General features: G+C 64.8%; 16 protein-coding genes and 3 pseudogenes. 11 read left to right on the top strand and 8 right to left on the bottom strand.

Translation table 11 applies throughout. The annotated features are described in order from the left end of the window. Positions 1 to 33 precede the first annotated feature (33 nt). Positions 34 to 876 carry a polyprenyl synthetase family protein gene (locus ACFQJB_RS02005; RefSeq protein ID WP_379723350.1) on the bottom strand — a complete coding sequence of 281 codons (843 nt, stop codon included), beginning with the start codon at positions 874 to 876 and terminating at the stop codon, positions 34 to 36. Between the two features lie 95 nt (positions 877 to 971). Further along, on the bottom strand, positions 972 to 2,183 hold the full coding sequence (locus tag ACFQJB_RS02000; RefSeq protein WP_379723347.1) for a helix-turn-helix transcriptional regulator: 1,212 nt from the start codon (positions 2,181 to 2,183) through the stop codon (positions 972 to 974). Positions 2,184 to 2,304: 121 nt separating this feature from the next. On the opposite strand from ACFQJB_RS02000, the gene ACFQJB_RS01995 reads away from it, so the two are divergent. Further along, the gene (locus ACFQJB_RS01995; protein ID WP_379723344.1) at positions 2,305 to 2,784 is read left to right on the top strand and encodes a DUF7096 domain-containing protein; all 480 of its coding nucleotides are present in this window, start codon (positions 2,305 to 2,307) and stop codon (positions 2,782 to 2,784) included. Next, positions 2,778 to 3,584, top strand: a complete 807-nt coding sequence (locus ACFQJB_RS01990) for a DUF7094 domain-containing protein (RefSeq protein ID WP_379723341.1) — start codon at positions 2,778 to 2,780, stop codon at positions 3,582 to 3,584. Before ACFQJB_RS01995 ends, ACFQJB_RS01990 begins: the two co-directional genes overlap by 7 nt. A 75-nt stretch (positions 3,585 to 3,659) precedes the next feature. Here the strand turns inward: ACFQJB_RS01990 and ACFQJB_RS01985 are convergent, their stop codons facing one another. After that, on the bottom strand, positions 3,660 to 4,751 hold the full coding sequence (locus tag ACFQJB_RS01985; RefSeq protein WP_379723338.1) for an aminopeptidase: 1,092 nt from the start codon (positions 4,749 to 4,751) through the stop codon (positions 3,660 to 3,662). Between the two features lie 140 nt (positions 4,752 to 4,891). Between ACFQJB_RS01985 and alaS the strand changes: the two genes are divergently transcribed. Together alaS and ACFQJB_RS01975 are read left to right on the top strand one after the other, a co-directional pair. Beyond that, the gene (alaS, locus tag ACFQJB_RS01980) at positions 4,892 to 7,660 is read left to right on the top strand and encodes an alanine--tRNA ligase (protein WP_379723335.1); all 2,769 of its coding nucleotides are present in this window, start codon (positions 4,892 to 4,894) and stop codon (positions 7,658 to 7,660) included. Positions 7,661 to 7,669: 9 nt separating this feature from the next. Beyond that, a complete protein-coding gene (locus ACFQJB_RS01975; RefSeq protein WP_379723332.1) occupies positions 7,670 to 7,912 on the top strand; it encodes a hypothetical protein in 243 nt (80 codons plus the stop codon). 6 nt (positions 7,913 to 7,918) lie between these two features. Here the strand turns inward: ACFQJB_RS01975 and fer are convergent, their stop codons facing one another. Beyond that, the gene (gene fer / locus ACFQJB_RS01970) at positions 7,919 to 8,584 is read right to left on the bottom strand and encodes a ferredoxin Fer (RefSeq protein ID WP_379723329.1); all 666 of its coding nucleotides are present in this window, start codon (positions 8,582 to 8,584) and stop codon (positions 7,919 to 7,921) included. Between the two features lie 124 nt (positions 8,585 to 8,708). On the opposite strand from fer, the gene ACFQJB_RS01965 reads away from it, so the two are divergent. From ACFQJB_RS01965 to ACFQJB_RS01950, 4 genes and pseudogenes are all read left to right on the top strand, one after another. After that, the gene (locus tag ACFQJB_RS01965) at positions 8,709 to 9,017 is read left to right on the top strand and encodes an alpha/beta fold hydrolase (RefSeq protein ID WP_379723326.1); all 309 of its coding nucleotides are present in this window, start codon (positions 8,709 to 8,711) and stop codon (positions 9,015 to 9,017) included. Next, on the top strand, positions 8,960 to 9,493 hold the full coding sequence (locus ACFQJB_RS01960) for an alpha/beta fold hydrolase (RefSeq protein ID WP_379727928.1): 534 nt from the start codon (positions 8,960 to 8,962) through the stop codon (positions 9,491 to 9,493). The genes ACFQJB_RS01965 and ACFQJB_RS01960 overlap by 58 nt, the downstream gene beginning before the upstream one ends. 125 nt (positions 9,494 to 9,618) lie before the next feature. Beyond that, positions 9,619 to 10,334: pseudogene (locus ACFQJB_RS01955) on the top strand (type 1 glutamine amidotransferase). 37 nt (positions 10,335 to 10,371) lie between these two features. Then, entirely contained in the window at positions 10,372 to 10,692 is a 321-nt protein-coding gene (locus tag ACFQJB_RS01950) for a 4Fe-4S dicluster domain-containing protein (protein WP_379723323.1), read from the top strand. A 2-nt stretch (positions 10,693 to 10,694) separates the two neighbouring features. Here ACFQJB_RS01950 and ACFQJB_RS01945 read toward each other — a convergent pair whose 3' ends face one another. Next, entirely contained in the window at positions 10,695 to 11,093 is a 399-nt protein-coding gene (locus tag ACFQJB_RS01945) for a hypothetical protein (protein WP_379723320.1), read from the bottom strand. A 206-nt stretch (positions 11,094 to 11,299) separates the two neighbouring features. On the opposite strand from ACFQJB_RS01945, the gene ACFQJB_RS01940 reads away from it, so the two are divergent. Beyond that, the gene (locus tag ACFQJB_RS01940; RefSeq protein WP_379723317.1) at positions 11,300 to 11,473 is read left to right on the top strand and encodes a hypothetical protein; all 174 of its coding nucleotides are present in this window, start codon (positions 11,300 to 11,302) and stop codon (positions 11,471 to 11,473) included. A gap of 81 nt (positions 11,474 to 11,554) precedes the next feature. On the opposite strand, the gene ACFQJB_RS01935 is transcribed toward ACFQJB_RS01940, so the two are convergent. The 3 genes and pseudogenes from ACFQJB_RS01935 to ACFQJB_RS01925 form a co-directional block, all read right to left on the bottom strand. After that, entirely contained in the window at positions 11,555 to 12,274 is a 720-nt protein-coding gene (locus ACFQJB_RS01935) for an energy-coupling factor transporter transmembrane component T family protein (protein ID WP_379723314.1), read from the bottom strand. Between the two features lie 3 nt (positions 12,275 to 12,277). After that, a pseudogene (locus ACFQJB_RS01930) lies at positions 12,278 to 12,978 on the bottom strand (energy-coupling factor ABC transporter ATP-binding protein). Beyond that, a complete protein-coding gene (locus tag ACFQJB_RS01925) occupies positions 12,975 to 13,562 on the bottom strand; it encodes a biotin transporter BioY (protein WP_379723311.1) in 588 nt (195 codons plus the stop codon). Before ACFQJB_RS01925 ends, ACFQJB_RS01930 begins: the two are co-directional and overlap by 4 nt. Positions 13,563 to 13,664: 102 nt before the next feature. Between ACFQJB_RS01925 and ACFQJB_RS01920 the strand changes: the two are divergent. Together ACFQJB_RS01920 and ACFQJB_RS01915 are read left to right on the top strand one after the other, a co-directional pair. Continuing rightward, positions 13,665 to 14,263 (top strand): annotated as a pseudogene (locus tag ACFQJB_RS01920) (conditioned medium-induced protein 4). Positions 14,264 to 14,333: 70 nt separating this feature from the next. Then, a complete protein-coding gene (locus ACFQJB_RS01915; protein WP_379723308.1) occupies positions 14,334 to 14,987 on the top strand; it encodes a hypothetical protein in 654 nt (217 codons plus the stop codon). Positions 14,988 to 14,993 lie beyond the last annotated feature (6 nt).

Genomic DNA, 14,993 nt, shown 5'->3' with positions numbered 1-14,993 from the left:
TCAAAAGAGCGTTTCCATTCGTGGGTTGGCAGGCTATCGCTCGCGGACGACAACGAACTCCGCGAGATCACGGAGATACGCCACAGCGTCGGTCTCCGGGAGGTCGACCCCGTCGAGGGCCTCCAAGGCGAGATCGGACTGTTTGCGGGCGCGCTGATCGGCCTCCTCGGGGGTGAGATCGGTGATCTGGATCAGCGAAGGGCGATCCATCGTTTCGTCTTGGCCCGCAGGCTTACCGAGATCGGCGGTGCTGGCGGTCGCATCCAACACGTCGTCTCGGATCTGGAAGGCGACGCCGACCCGCTCGGCGTACTCGCCGAAGGCGTCGACCGCCTCCGCGTCGGCTTCGCCGGCGACCGCCCCGAGTTCCGCCGAGGCCCGAAACAGCGCGCCCGTTTTCCGCCGGGCCAAGGTCATATACTCGGCTTCGGTTGTCGGCTTTGCGGCGAGTTCGGTGCCTTCGCCTTCCCCGAGTTCGACCATCGCATCGGCGACGATCTCCATGGCGCGGTCGTTGTCAGCAAACAGCGCGAAGGCTTCTCCGAGGAGGCCGTCGCTGGCGATGATCGCCGGCCCGTAGCCGTATTCGGCCCACGCACTTGGCGTTCCCCGACGGGTATCCGAGCGGTCGATGATGTCGTCGATGACCAAGGAGGCGTTGTGGACGAGTTCGATGCCGGCCGCGAAATCGACCGCCTGCTCGCGGTCGCCACCGACAGCCTCACAGGAAAGAATCGTCACCGCCGGCCGTACCCGCTTGCCGCCGGCAAGCACGACATGACCGAGTTGGTCGCCTAAGGCGTCGGGATCGGCGGCATCGATGACCGCCTCCAGCCGGTCGTTGACCAGCCCAACCCGACGCTCCAGATACTCCATACAGTCGGTAGGTGAGCGTCAGCAAAGTAGGTGACGAAACCACGAACCACCGCGCTGACCCCGCGAGTGATGCCTCATAAAAGCGGGGATCGGAATCAGCGCGGCGGAGCGTCGGAATCGGAATCTGTCGAGGTATCGCCAGCACCGTCATCAGCAGTCTCGGTCGCGTCGTCGCCGTCAGCACCGCCGCCGGTCGCGTCGACACCCGGCAGCGTGATCAGATTCTCGCGGCCGATCCGGAGCTTCGAGATCCGCTCCTCGTCAGCCATCGACGACAACAGCTGTGAGACCTTTGCGTCCGACCAGTCGGTTTCCTCGACGATCGCGGCCTGGCGCATCCGCCCGCCGTTGCGCTCAAGCAGGCGTTCGACCCGCTCATCATCAGCCAACAGCGAGAGGTCTTCGTCGGGCGGATCGGCCGCAGCCGACTCCTCGATCGTCGCAGCCCCGGCTGTGTCAGGATCGTCGCCGTCGCCCGGGAGGACGCGGTCGCGGACAGCGATGCGATCGTTGCGGCGCAACAGGACGGCAAGCGCGATAATCACCGCCGCAATGATCACGGCGATGCCGACAAACCGCAGTGAGCCGGCCCCGAGCACCGACTCCTCGAAGGTGATGCGGATGTGATCATCGGGACTGAAGCGTCGTGGGCCTTCGATCTCGACGGTGTTGTCAGCAAACGGGACGTTTGCGCTCGTGATCGCGTAGCCGCGGGGCGTGGTGATCCGGAGTACCTGATTCTCGCTGAGTGTCGAGAGCCACGTGCCGTCGGGCGTCGACAGCGCGTCGTTGAAGACGAGTCGTTCCTCGCCCGCGTCGGCAAGGAAGTTCGTCCACGTGAACGACAGCTCAAGCCGGCCGGTCGTTCCGCGGCGAACCGCGTCGTAGCTCGGGTTCTCGACGCTCATCTCTCGGCCGGTGGCCTCGCTGGCGCGGGCTGCGAGATTCGCATACAGCGAGGCACTGGGGCCAAACTCAGCCTCGCCGTCTCGGTAGGCGGCCGCGAGGTCGGCAAAAGCAGCCTGTTGGTCGTCGGTGCGGAGGTCATAGGTGACCGTCACCGTCCAGTCGGCACTCCGGTCGGGTTGGAGGGCGAGTTCGAAGGTTGTCGTTGGCTCAGCAACACCCTCGGCGGCAAGCGCGCCAGCCGGAGCGGTCGCTTGGGCGACCGGCGGAACCGCGGTGCTGGCAGCCGTCGCATCGACCGACGTGGCCGCGGCGGTGTCGCTTGGAACAGCGGCCACGGCGGCTGGAGGGGCGAGGGCGAGGCACACGAGGAAGACCACCCCGAGGGCTACAAACCGCATTACCGGAGCCTCACAGTCGCCGCGGAAAACGCTTTCTATCACACCGACTGTGTGACAGGTGCCCGCCAACCCCCGTCGCCTGTAGATGGATTTTTGTCGATCCGGCAGAGAGTCCCAACGAATGAGAGCCCTCCCGCTGTTCCTCGCCGCGCTGTTGGTCACAGCGACGGTCGGTGCCGGCGCGATGGTACCCGCCGAGAGCGATGCCGCCGGTGTGTCGGCTGCCACGGCCGCCACAGCCACAGCAGCACCGCTGCAGGTCACGGCTGGCGGCGACCGCACAACCGAGACAGCGAACGCGACCCCACGAAACGTGTTGCCACTGCGAGCAGGGACGATCGATCGAAGCAGTCTGCGTCGCCACCACGTCGACATCGGGCCGGCCGCGGGCTTCGAGACTGCCGCCGCAACGGATGCGCTTGCCACCGGGGCGATCGAACAGAATCTCTCCGCAGAGAGTGTTGAGACCGATCGCCTTGCCGCCAGCGTCGACGCGATGGCAGCGACCGCCGACCGACTCCGCAAGCGAGAAGCCGACGCGATCAACGCCTTCGCCGCTGGTGACCGCGATCCGAAACCCTCCTCGAAGAGTTGGTGCTGATCGGCCAGACCGCTGATCGGCTTCGTGATCGCGTTGACGTGATCGACGCACGGATCGAAGCCACCGCCGGAGATGATCAACGCGCGCTGTCGGATCGACTCACCACCATCGATTACGAGCTTCGGATGCTCGATGGCCCGGTGCGGGCCTACGCCGCCGACGTGTTCAGCGGTGAGCGACCGGCCGGTCGGGTGTCGATCCAGGCCGGGACGGAGAACTTCGAGCTCACAGCGATCGACGACGGTGCCTACCTCCGGGAGGCCTACCGGTTCGACAACCGCGCGACCGGCGGGCAGATCACCGCGGCGACCGCCGAGGATATCGTCGCCGAGCAGTATCCGTGGTTCTGGGAGCGACGCAGCGGCGGTACCTGGAGTATCGGTGGGCCGGGCTCGCTGTCGCTGGTGTCGATCGAGATCGACGAGGGCTCGTTGCAGGCGTTCATCGACGGCACAACCGAGGAACGCTTCGTCGAACACCAGCGGATTGGGCTGGACGAAGTCGTTCCCGTGACGCGAACAACGAAACGACAGGATGGCTTAGCAGTGACCGTCGACCGTACCTACGTCGGTGGGCCACTGGATGTGCGCGTCGTCGACGCCGACACCGGCCAGCCGGTCGCCGCCGATGTGTCGATCGGCCAAAACGGTCAGGAAAGCGTCTTCGTCGGGTCGACAAGCGACGGCGGCGACGTGTGGACGCTGACACCGCGAGGGACGTTTACGCTCACGATCCTTGCAGAGGATGACTCCGCGGCGTTCGTGGAACTCACCCCGCAAGATGCCGATAGCGTCCTGTAGCTCTCGTTGGGGCGTCAGTATCAACAGACAGTCGTTGTCCTCGTCGACGAGGATGTGCCGTTCGACACCACCGGCTCAGGCGGCCTCGAAGCCGCTCTCGAAGACGAACGTGCCGTTCCGCTGGACGACCTCGCCGTCGAATTCGAGCCGGGCGTTCTCGCTCATGTCGACGATCATGTCGACGTGTTCGGCTGATTCGTTGACCGCGTTGTCGTCGCCGACGGTCTCAGGATACGCCGCGCCGACCGCGAGATGCACCGTCTCGCCCATCTTCTCGTCGAACAGCATGTTGTAGGTGAACTGATCGATCGCGCGGTTCATCCCGATGCCGAGTTCGCCGAGGCGGTTCGCGCCGTCGTCGGTGTCGAGGATCTCGGTCAACAGTTCCTCGTTGCGGCCCGCGCTGTGAGCGACAACCTCGCCAGCCTCGAAGCTGAGCCGTACGTCGCGGATTTCTCGTCCTTGGCGGTAGAGCGGCATATCGAAGTGGATCTCGCCGTCGACGCTGTCGACGACAGGGGCGGTGAAGACCTCGCCGCCGGGGAGGTTCTTTTCGCCGTAGTCGTTGAGCGCGTGGTTGCCCGCGACTGAGAGGGTGAGATCGGTCTCGTCGCCAGCGACGATGCGAACCTCGGTGGCGTCCTCAAGCCGGTCGGCCATCTGGGCCTGAAACTCGCGTTGGGCGTCCCAGTCGAGACTAACGGCGTCCCAGACGAAATCCTGGTAGGCCTCGGTGCTCATCCCGGCAAGTTGGGCGTGACCACTGGTCGGGTACTGCGTGAGACACCAGCGTTTCGAGAGCCGTTCCTCTTGGACGGGCTTGTAGGCGCGTTTGAACGCCGCGTTGTTTGCCGGCGGGACATCGCTGGTTTCGGTGACATTCGCGCCGCCGCGGGCGATGATGAAGGCATCCGTTTCCTCGTAGAACGCCAACTGGTGGTCGGGCGTGTCGTACTCCTCGCCGGCCGCCCGGAGATACGCCCGGGAGGCCCGATCGGAGTGGGTGAGCCAGACGGGGATCGCGCCGATGTCGCCACACTGCTCGTAGAGGGCGACAGCGAGATCCTCGGCCTCGGGCGGGAGTTGGATGACGACACGGTCGCCGGCCGCCAGATCGACCGCGTGGTCGACGATGGTGGCTGCGTGCTCGCGGATGCGTGGATCCATATCGGTGTGTGGGTCGCCGGGTGGAAAAGCGTCATCGATCAGTGAGTCGACGGCGACCTGCTAGATAGCTAACCGATCGCCCGCCCGTTGTCAGCCGTCGTCGGAATGCTTTTAGCGAATCGTAGGCCAACACAGGCGTAATGAGTGATCTCGAAGCGGAGTACCGTCTCGATTATTTTGCGGAGGAAGATTTCGCCCGAAAGGAGTGTTCCTCCTGTGGGGCGCACTTCTGGACACGCGACCACGATCGAGAGCGCTGCGGGGAGCCACCGTGTGAGGATTACCGGTTTATCGGCGAGGAAAGCTTCGCGGAGCCACAGAGCCTCGAGGAGATGCGAGAGGCCTTCCTCTCGTATTTCGAGGACAACGACCACGAGCGCATCGACCCCTACCCGGTCGCCGCCAACCGCTGGCGCGATGACGTGTTGCTGACGCAGGCGTCAATCTACGACTTCCAGCCACTGGTCACCAGCGGGCAGACGCCGCCGCCGGCCAACCCGCTCTGTATTAGCCAACCCTGTATCCGAATGCAGGATATCGACAACGTCGGCAAGACGGGCCGACACACGATGGCCTTCGAAATGATGGGCCACCACGCATTCAACGTCCGGGAGGACGCCGACGAGGAGTACGCCTACGAGGGCGAGGTCTACTGGAAGGACGAGACGGTCGAATTTTGTGACGGCCTCTTTGAGTCGCTGGGTGCCGATCTTGAGGAGATCACCTACATCGAGGATCCGTGGGTCGGCGGCGGCAACGCCGGCCCGGCCATCGAGGTTATCTACAAGGGCGCGGAGCTGGCGACGCTGGTCTTCATGTGTATGGAGCAGGATCCAGACGGCGACTACGAGATGAAGGACGGCAACACCTACTCCTTCATGGACACCTACGTCGTCGACACCGGCTACGGGCTCGAACGCTGGACATGGATGAGCCAGGGGACGCCAACCGTCTACGAGGCGGTCTATCCCGAGATGATCTCGGTGCTCAAAGACCACGCCGGCATCGACCACACCGACGACGAGGCCGAGCTGATCCACCGCACCGCCAAGCTCGCCGGCCGGATGGATATCGACGAGGCCGACGATATGGCGACCGCCCGCCGTGAGATCGCCGACCGCCTGGATGTCGATGTCGAGAAGCTCACCACGCTGATGGAGCCACTGGAGGATATCTACGCCATCGCCGACCACTGCCGGGCCCTCGCCTACATGTTCGGCGACGAGATCGTCCCCTCGAACGTCGGCACCGGCTACCTCGCGCGGATGGTGTTGCGCCGCACCAAACGCCTCGTCGACAACGTCGGGATCGACGCACCGCTCGACGAACTCGTCGACATGCAGGCCGAGCGGCTGGGGTACGAAAACCGGGATACAATCCGGGAGATCGTCCGCACCGAGGAGGCCAAATACCGCGAAACGCTGGAACGCGGCGGCCGCAAGGTCGAACAGCTCGCCGCCGAGTACGCCGACAGCGACGAGCCGATCCCGACCGAGCAGCTGCTTGAGCTGTATGACTCCCACGGCATCCAGCCGGATATGGTCGCCGAGATCGCCGCCGACACCGACGCCACCGTCGAGGTGCCCGACGACTTCTACTCGTTGGTGGCCGCTCGCCACGACGACGCCGGCGACGACGGCGGCGATGCCGACCGCGACGAGCGGTTTGCCGATCTCCCCGAGACAGAGAAGCTCTACTACGACAACCAGGAGCGTACCGAGTTCGAGGCCGTCGTCATCGACGTCTTTGAGGCCGAGGATGGGTACGATGTTGTCCTCGATCAGACGATGTTCTACCCCGAGGGCGGTGGCCAGCCCGCCGACCACGGGACACTTTCCAGCGATGAAACGGTCGCGGAGGTTACCGATGTCCAGCTCGTCGACGACGTGGTGCTCCATCGCACCGACAGCGACCCCGGCAAAGGCGAGTTCGTCCGCGGACAGATCGACGCCGACCGCCGCCGGCAGCTCATGGCCCACCACACCGCGACCCACATCATCGGCCATGCGACCCGCCAGGTCGTCGGCGACCACATCCGGCAGGCCGGAGCCCAGAAGAGCACCGACTCCGCCCGCCTCGATGTGCGACACTACGACCGATTGAGCCGCGAGGAGATCAAGCAGATCGAACGCGTCGCCAACGAGATGGTGCGGGCAAACCACTCGGTCAGCCAGGAGTGGCCCCACCGCAACGACGCCGAGGCCGAGTATGGCTTCGACCTCTATCAGGGCGGGATCCCGCCGGGAACCAACATCCGGCTCATCCACGTCGGCGACGATGTCCAGGCCTGCGGTGGCACCCACGTCAGCCGCACCGGCGAGATCGGCGCGATCAAGATTCGCTCGACGGAGCCGGTACAGGATGGGATCGAGCGGATCACCTTCGCCGCCGGCGAGGCCGCAATCGAAACGACCCAAGCCACCGAGGACGCCCTCTACGAGGCGGCCGACGTGTTGGATGTCAACCCCGAGGATGTCCCCGACACCGCCGAGCGGTTCTTCACCGAGTGGAAACAACGCGGCAAGGAACTCGACCGGCTCAAGGACGAGCTCGCGGAGGTGCGGGCGACCGCCGGGGCCGACGAGGTCGAAATCGACGGCCAGTCGGTGGTCGTCCAGCGACTCGACAGCGATATCGATGAGCTCCGGGCGACCGCTAACGCCCTCGTTGAGGAGGGCTCGGTCGCCGTCCTCGGCAGCGGCGCGGGCAACAGCGCGCAGTTCGTCGTCGGCGTCCCCGACGACGCCGGGATCAACGCTGGCGAGGTCGTCGGTGAACTCGCGGGACGGGTCGGCGGCGGCGGTGGCGGCCCGCCGGACTTCGCTCAGGGCGGTGGCCCGGATGTTGAGGCGCTCGACGACGCCCTCGATGACGCGCCGGAAATCCTGCGCGGCGTACTGAACGCGTAGCTCAAAATCATGCAGCTTGCAGCACTCGCTCGGATCGTGAACAGCCGATGGGGCGGCCTCTTCGGCGGCGTTGCCGGCGCAACCGCCGCGACGGTCGTTAGGCGACAGTTCTCGACACTGACGATCGGCCGAGAAGCCCTCCTCGTCGGGCTGTTGGCCGCAGTGATTTTTCTGTTGCTGGTGGTAGTGACGAACCTCGCAGGTGTGCTGCCGAGAGACACGCAGGGCGGCGAGCCCACGAGCGGCAGCTAACCCAACTCAGTCGTCAGCGCGAGCCTTGTTGAACCGATCAGCCGGGAGTTTGAGATCAGCTAAATCGTCGCGCTGTTCGAGATTGTAGACGACCTCCAAGGAGTCGCTTTCCGGTTTGCCGTTACAGGAGAGCCGAATCCCCTCATCGGTGAGTTCGTCGGGCAGAATGTGATCAACGAGTTGCGAGAGTTCGCCGTCGGTGACGGCGACCGCGCAGTTTGCACACGCCCCGCCGCGGCAGGCAAACGGCCAGGCGTGACCGCTGGCCTCGGCGGCGTCGAGCAAACTTTGCTCGTCTTCGACCGTGAACTGGCCGTAATCGACCTCGTCGAGATCGGCGGCCGCGGCTTTCTCGAACAGATCGTCGTCATCAAGTGACCAGCCGTGGTCGGCGAGTACCGCGTAGTTGAGATAGGTGACCTCAGTATCGGGCTCAGACGCGGGCTGTGGCTCTTGATCGACTGTCTCCGCGCCGAGATCGTCGACAAACGCCTCGGTATCGTCGTCGACCTCGCCTGCCTGGATCGCCTCGTAGGCGTCTTTGACCCGTTTGAACTCAGCATCGCTGCCGCCGCGGTCGGGATGGGTTTCCTTTGCCCGACGACGGTAGGCCCGCTTGATTGTCTCGTCGTCAGCATCGCGGTCAACACCGAGCACCGCAAACGGATCCATTACTGTCAGCTGGTAGGCGACAGACGCGGATTAAACGTTCGCTCACAGCCGATCGGTGCCGAGGAATCACACGCCCAACTCGGGAGTCGCGCCCTTTTCGTAGCTGGCCGACCAGTCTCTCGGTATGCCTTCCGTCGACGCCGATGGCTGTGGGATCCACTACACGCAGGCCGGCGAGAATCCCGACGCGCCAGCCGTTGTCTTCCTCGGCGACCTCGGCTTCGGCGCCTGGGGGTGGAGCTGGCAGTACGGCGCGCTCGCCGGCCCCTGCCGCGTCGTCGTCATCGACACCCGCGGGGCAGGGCGATCGGACGCCCCTGATGGCCCCTACGCGATGGCTGACCTTGTCGGCGATCTCGAAGCCGTCTTGGCCGACTGCAACATCCGAACAGCCCATCTCGTCGGCTGCGGGCAGGCGGCGCGGTCGCGTTAGCGGCCGCCCGGCGGACAAATCGCGCTGAAAGCCTCACGCTGATCGGAACACCACCAAGCGGTGAGGCGTTCGATCCCGGGCCACTCAGTGCCGATCCAGCCGACGAGGCTGGCCTGCGGGCGTCGACGACGAGACTGTTGTCAACGGCGTTTTGTGAGCGTGAGGACGCGCCGATCGAGCAGATCACCGAGTGGCGACGCGAGGAGGACGCGACGCCGGCCGCTCGGGAAGCACAGCTGGCCACACTGGACGGATTCGATCCCGAGCCGCTGTATGAGCTGACACTCCCAGTGCGAGTCATTACCGGTGGGGCTGATCCGGTCGTCGACCCCAATGCGAGCCGGCGGCTGGCCGAGGAGTTGCCAAACGGGGAGTTCAAACTGTATCCCGAGGCGAGCCATCTCGTGACGATCGAGCGGTCGGCCGCGCTCAACGACGATGTGCTTGGCTTTATCCAGTCAGTCGCCGATCGCTGATTGTGGCGATTCACGGATTCACGTCGGTGAATCCGCGTGAGTGAGCGACGCTAGTCGGCTCCGAGGAGCGGCAGCCCTCGCGGGCGACGCAAGGCACTTGTCGCCGGGCGACCGAGAGGCTGGCAATGCGACGACCGCGGATCGCGCTGCTGAGGCAGCGAACAACGACGACAACAACATTCGAAACTTCCGGCGTGAACTCGACGCCGATCTCGTCGAGTTCGACGCCGCAAACGGCGAGCTCCCGGCCTCGACGGCCGGCTACGATGCGATCGTCATCACCGGCTCGCGGGCCTCAGTCTACTGGGATGAGACGTGGATCGATCCGCTGATCGAGTTCATCGCGACGGCCGTCGACGACGGCCTGCCGGCACTGGGCGTCTGTTACGGTCACCAGGCCCTCGCGGAGGCGTTGGGCGGCCGGGTCGCCGGCATGGATGACTTCGAGTTGGGCTACAACGAGATCGAACGCGTCGGCGACGACGAACTGTTCGCGGGGATCGACGAGCGGTTCACCGTCTTTACGAGCCACGGCGACACGGTCGTCGATCTCCCGCCGGGAGCGGAGTTGTTGGCGCGCAACGACCACGGTGTCCACGCCTTTCGAAAGGGTCACGCGTGGGGTGTGCAGTTCCACCCCGAGTACGATATGCAGACCGCCCGCGAGATCGCCGAGGACAAACGCGAGCAGGTCGGCGACGCCCACGTCGACGCCGTCCTGGAGTCGATCACGCCTGAGGCCTACGAGGCGGCCTGCGAGGCCAAAGGGCTCTTCGAGAACTTTACGCAGTACGTTCGTGCGGTCACCGACGAGAAGAAACGCGCCGAGGCCACAGCCTGACGGCGGGCTTAAGTGACTGACACACCCAGCGTGCACAATGGCGATCGATCCGAACTTTGATCAGAACCGCGACCGCGTCGGCGAGGAAAACGGGGTGACCGTCTGGGGCCCCGTCGACGAACCCGAGCAGTTGGGTATCCACGGCACTCACGTCGCCGTCGACTACGACATCTGTATCGCCGACGGCGCGTGTCTCGAAAACTGCCCGGTCGACGTGTTCACCTGGGTCGACACCCCCGGCCACCCCGCCAGCGAGGAGAAGGTCGAACCGACACGGGAATCCCAATGTATCGACTGCATGCTCTGTGTTGATATCTGTCCGGTCGATGCGATCGATGTTGACGGCAGCCGAAAGTAAGGTTAGCTGCTGGTATTGCTTGCCTGCAGTCGTTTTGCGGTTCTCACCCACTCGTGGGTCGGGAACGAGGCTGGTCGTACCTGATAGCGATAGTTGGCGGTGGCGTCGGTGGCGTCGAGCGTGAGATCGTAGGCGTAGATGAGGCCATCGTTGACGCCGAGTTGGAGCGTTCCAGCCTCGGCTGGCTGGGCGCGATCAGCAGTCGGCTGGCGGCCGGTGAGTCGGTAGGTGATGACAGGCACCCCATGGTGGGTTGTCGTGTTGACCGCCTCCCAGGTGTAGGCTTCGACGATGTCGGTGTGACGACCGATCGTCGTCGGCGCAAGCTGGCCGTACTGTGGATCGTACCGGTAGTACGTCTCGGTGGCGTTGTCGTAGGTGTATGCCTCATCGGCAGCCAACTCCGCATCGTGCTGTTCGGTCGGTAGCTCCCCGGCGGGCTGGCGGAACGCGTAGATCGATCCGTTGCGGTAGGCCGTCGCGCCGTGGAAGCGATCGGTGAGGATCTCGCCGGTCGTGGCGTTGATGTAGTAGGTCCCTCCACCGGCGGGGTATCAGGTGTCTCCGTGAAGCCGAGGACGTAGCTCTCCCAGTGTGTCCGCGGCGTGTGCGTGAGATTCGTCTCGGCAGCATCGAGTGCGGTGAAGTTGATCCCATTCGGCCCCGCACCTGGTGGGTACTGCTGGTCAGCGGGCAGCGGGTGAGCGTCACTGGTCGGTGCCGGCCCCACAGCGACGAGCAGCCCGACACCGACAACGACGACAACGGCGAGACCGAATAGCCATCGACGCTGCATATCTCACTCTCCTCGGCCGGTACTAAATCGGTGGCGAAGACACAAATCAGCGCTTGGGTGGACTGTTCAGAGACCGAGCAGATCGACAACAGCAATCGCAACAAAGCCACCTGACAGGAGCCACACCGGCACATCGAGGCGACCGAACTGGAGTCGGGGCAGCGTCGGGTTCCACGCGAAACAGCGCGCCTGCAGGGCGACAGCCAGCTGATCGGAGCGACGAAGCGCGCGATCGACCAGCAGCACCGTGAGTCGCTGGCTGCGTTTCCACAGCGAGCGAGTGTCGCCGTTGCGTGCCCGGATCGCATCCCGCACCGTCCGGAGATCCGCACGCAACACCGGCACATAGCGGAAGGTGAGCGCGATGCCAACGCCGAGCAGTTGGCCCGGGCGACCGGGGATCGTCCGTTGGATCGCCGCCCGCGTCTCGCGGATCGGCGTAGCGTGAATGAAGGCCGCGCTCACAAACAGGATCGGGATGATTCGGGCCACCGAGCGCAACGAGATGAGTGCAGGCGCAAGCCGGAGCCACGGCGGGCCGAGCGTCACAGCAGCAAGCACCGGCCCGAGTGCCAAGATGAGAATGACAACCCAGTACGCACGCAGCACCGCCCGAACCGACACCGAAGCAAGCCGGAGACAGCCAAGCCCAACGACGAACAGCCCGAGCAGTTGCGGCGCAGTCGACGCTGTGAACGCCACAAGCGCGAAGGCAAACTGAAAGGCCAGTTTCGTCCGTGGATCAAGCCGGTGGATGAGCGTCGAGCCGGGTGTGTAGGTGAGCATTGCTCAACTCGGCGATCGCACGTCGATCTCTGGGAGACGATCACGAGCGGCCTCCGGCGGTAGATCAAAGCGAATCGAGCCCGCATGGAGCCCGATCACGCGATCAGCCCGATTGAGGAGGTCACGGAGGTTATGGCTGACGACGATGATGCTCATGCCCGAATCGTATCGGTCGTCGAGATGGGCCAGCACCGACTGCTGGGCCGGCCAGTCGAGGCCGGTAAACGGCTCATCGAGCACGAGATGATCCGGCTCCATCGCCACCGCAGCGGCGATGGCGACTCGGGCCTGCTCACCGCCAGACAGCGTGTCGATGCGCTCGTCGTGGCGACCCGCTGATTCACCGCCGCAAGCGCGTCGTCGACACGGCGGTCGATCTCGGCGTGATCGAGCCCGAGGTTTTCGGGGCCGAAAGCCACATCGGCGCCGACGGTTGCCCCGACAAACCCCTCTCGCGGCGACTGAAACACCATGCCGACGCTGGTGCGAGCGGCCACCGGCTGGTCGGCTGCGGGCGTCCCATTGACTCGAACCGTCCCGGCGTCCGGTTCAAGCAGGGCGTTGAAATGCCGGACGAGCGTCGTTTTGCCGCTGCCGTTCGGGCCCGCGAGGATGACCCACTCGCCGTCATCGATCGTCAGCGACACGTCGTCGACGGCGGCTGTCTGGCCGAAGGTGTGTGTCAGGCCGTCGACGGTGATCATCGTCGATCGGCGAAGAGTTCCGTCCCGCCGGCAACGATCCCGGTCGTGATCGCCGTTTTGAGCAGATCACCAACAGCGAAGAGCGCCATGAACGACGCCGCCCGCGTGAGTGTCCACCCGTTGACGGTGGCAAGCCACGGCAGGCCGATCAGGTAGATGACAACGAGGCCGGCCAGCAACGCGGCCGCTGTCGGGAGCGCCGAGAGCGTGGCGATCGGCGTCGGCGTCAGTGAGCGGTGAGCGACAGCACCGATGACGACGGCGGCGACCGCAAAGCCGACGAGGAAGCCGCCAGTCGGGCCGAGCACGTAGCCAAGGCCGGCAGCCGCATTCGAGTACACCGGCGCGCCGGCCAGCCCGACGAGCACATAGAGGCTGATCGAGAACCCACCCCACACCGGGCCCAACAGGAGCCCGGCAAAGAAGATCCCAAACGGCTGGAAGGAGAATGGGACGCCGCCGGGCAGATCGATCGAAAACTGTGCGAGCACCGCGGTCAGGGCGGCGAGCATGACGGCCGCGCTCAACTGCCTGACCGTCTCGGCATCAACAAGGTCTATCGACGCGGTCTCTTCGCGTGCCATGTTGCATCCGGTGCCGTCAACCTGATTTAATCTATTGGTTTACGGACGGGAGCTACACCACAGAGACAAGGTTTTATATCCACATCTGCTGGGCTTCGATCCATGGACGAAAAGACGGAAGAGCTCCGGGACATCTTCATGGAGACCACCGACTCGGAGACCGTCACCGAAACCCAATCGGAGTCGCCGGGGTCGCTGACCGACGACGCGGCGGATGTTGGCGATCGGCTCCGGACGCTCATCGGGCGAATGCGCGACCAGTACGACTTCGAGACATCGCTGGAGACCGACGACCTGATCACGGTGCTGCGTGGCTTCCACGACGACGAAGACGACGAGTCGATCGCGGCGACGCTGGACTGTGAGCCGGCGACCGTGCGACAAGCCCGGCTCGACCTCCATCTGGTTCGAGACGCCGAGCGAGAGGCCCCTTCGAATTCGACCAGCTGCGCCGACTGCTGGCGGAGGACGTGTCGCTGGAAGAACGCGCTGAACAGCTTGCTGTCTCCGTCGAGACCGCCCGCCAATACAGCGAGGTGGCGGCTGCCGACCGGCGATCGACACGAGCCAACAGCCGCTTCCGCGATGAGTTTGCCGAACTGCTGACCGACGCTGATCTCACGAATCGCCTCGCCGCCGATGCCCACGAAGACGGGCTGCAGGAGGCGACTGAGGATATGGAAACTGACGTGTCGTTCTGAGCTACACCGTTTATCGGAACGTCGGTTGTGCCCCGAGAGTTCAAATACCAAGCCGCGGCCACCCGAAGCTGTGCCGACGTTCAGCGAACTGAGCCGGGCAGCATACTGTCCCCGCCAACTCTACTACGCCCGCAAACACGACGATGAGGGGCCGCCAGCGTCGGTCGAGAACACACAACAGCTCGCCTTTCGCTACCGCGAGCTCCGAGAGGCCGACGACGAGACATTGGCGGCGTTGCCGATCGAGCGGTCGCCGGCGGCCTACCGTGACGCCCTTGAGTCGCTATCGACGCGACCGATATGGGAGGATCTCTGTGAGCCCGTTGAGACCGACTCGTACGTCGAAGGGAAGGACTGTGCTGGGCTGCTCCACAAGATCCTTGGCGGCGAGCCACCGACGCCGACGCTGATCTCGCCGGGCAACCCACCTGAAAACGGCGTCTGGAAGCCCCAAACTGTTCGGGCGGTTGCCGCCGCCAAAGCCCTCGCCTGGGAGCGAAACGAGGAGATCCCACGGACGCTCATCGAGTATCCGGCTGTCGGCGTTGTCCGAGAAGTCCCGCTGACAACGCGGCGCACAGCGACCTACCGGCGGGTGTTGCGAACAGTCCGCGCGATGGATGGGCCACCGCCACGCGTCAACGACAGCAGATGTGACTCCTGTGAGTACCGGACAGAGTGTGGCGTATCGACCCGGTCGCTAAAATCGCTGCTCGGATTATGACGACGA

Source organism: Halonotius sp. GCM10025705 (genome assembly GCF_042662885.1).
GTDB classification, from domain to species: Archaea; Halobacteriota; Halobacteria; order Halobacteriales; family Haloferacaceae; genus Halonotius; species Halonotius aquaticus.
The sequence above is the reverse complement of the archived record's forward strand: the minus strand, read 5'-3'. Positions and strand labels throughout refer to the sequence as shown.

Bases quoted from the DNA above. Each gene is read 5' to 3' on its own strand.
- ACFQJB_RS02005 (WP_379723350.1), bottom strand. From the start codon at position 876: ATGGAGTATCTGGAGCGTCGGGTTGGGCTGGTCAACGACCGGCTGGAG.
- ACFQJB_RS02000 (WP_379723347.1), bottom strand. From the start codon at position 2,183: ATGCGGTTTGTAGCCCTCGGGGTGGTCTTCCTCGTGTGCCTCGCCCTC.
- ACFQJB_RS01995 (WP_379723344.1), top strand. From the start codon at position 2,305: ATGAGAGCCCTCCCGCTGTTCCTCGCCGCGCTGTTGGTCACAGCGACG.
- ACFQJB_RS01985 (WP_379723338.1), bottom strand. From the start codon at position 4,751: ATGGATCCACGCATCCGCGAGCACGCAGCCACCATCGTCGACCACGCG.
- alaS (WP_379723335.1), top strand. From the start codon at position 4,892: ATGAGTGATCTCGAAGCGGAGTACCGTCTCGATTATTTTGCGGAGGAA.
- ACFQJB_RS01975 (WP_379723332.1), top strand. From the start codon at position 7,670: ATGCAGCTTGCAGCACTCGCTCGGATCGTGAACAGCCGATGGGGCGGC.
- fer (WP_379723329.1), bottom strand. From the start codon at position 8,584: ATGGATCCGTTTGCGGTGCTCGGTGTTGACCGCGATGCTGACGACGAG.
- ACFQJB_RS01965 (WP_379723326.1), top strand. From the start codon at position 8,709: ATGCCTTCCGTCGACGCCGATGGCTGTGGGATCCACTACACGCAGGCC.
- ACFQJB_RS01950 (WP_379723323.1), top strand. From the start codon at position 10,372: ATGGCGATCGATCCGAACTTTGATCAGAACCGCGACCGCGTCGGCGAG.
- ACFQJB_RS01935 (WP_379723314.1), bottom strand. From the start codon at position 12,274: ATGCTCACCTACACACCCGGCTCGACGCTCATCCACCGGCTTGATCCA.
- ACFQJB_RS01925 (WP_379723311.1), bottom strand. From the start codon at position 13,562: ATGGCACGCGAAGAGACCGCGTCGATAGACCTTGTTGATGCCGAGACG.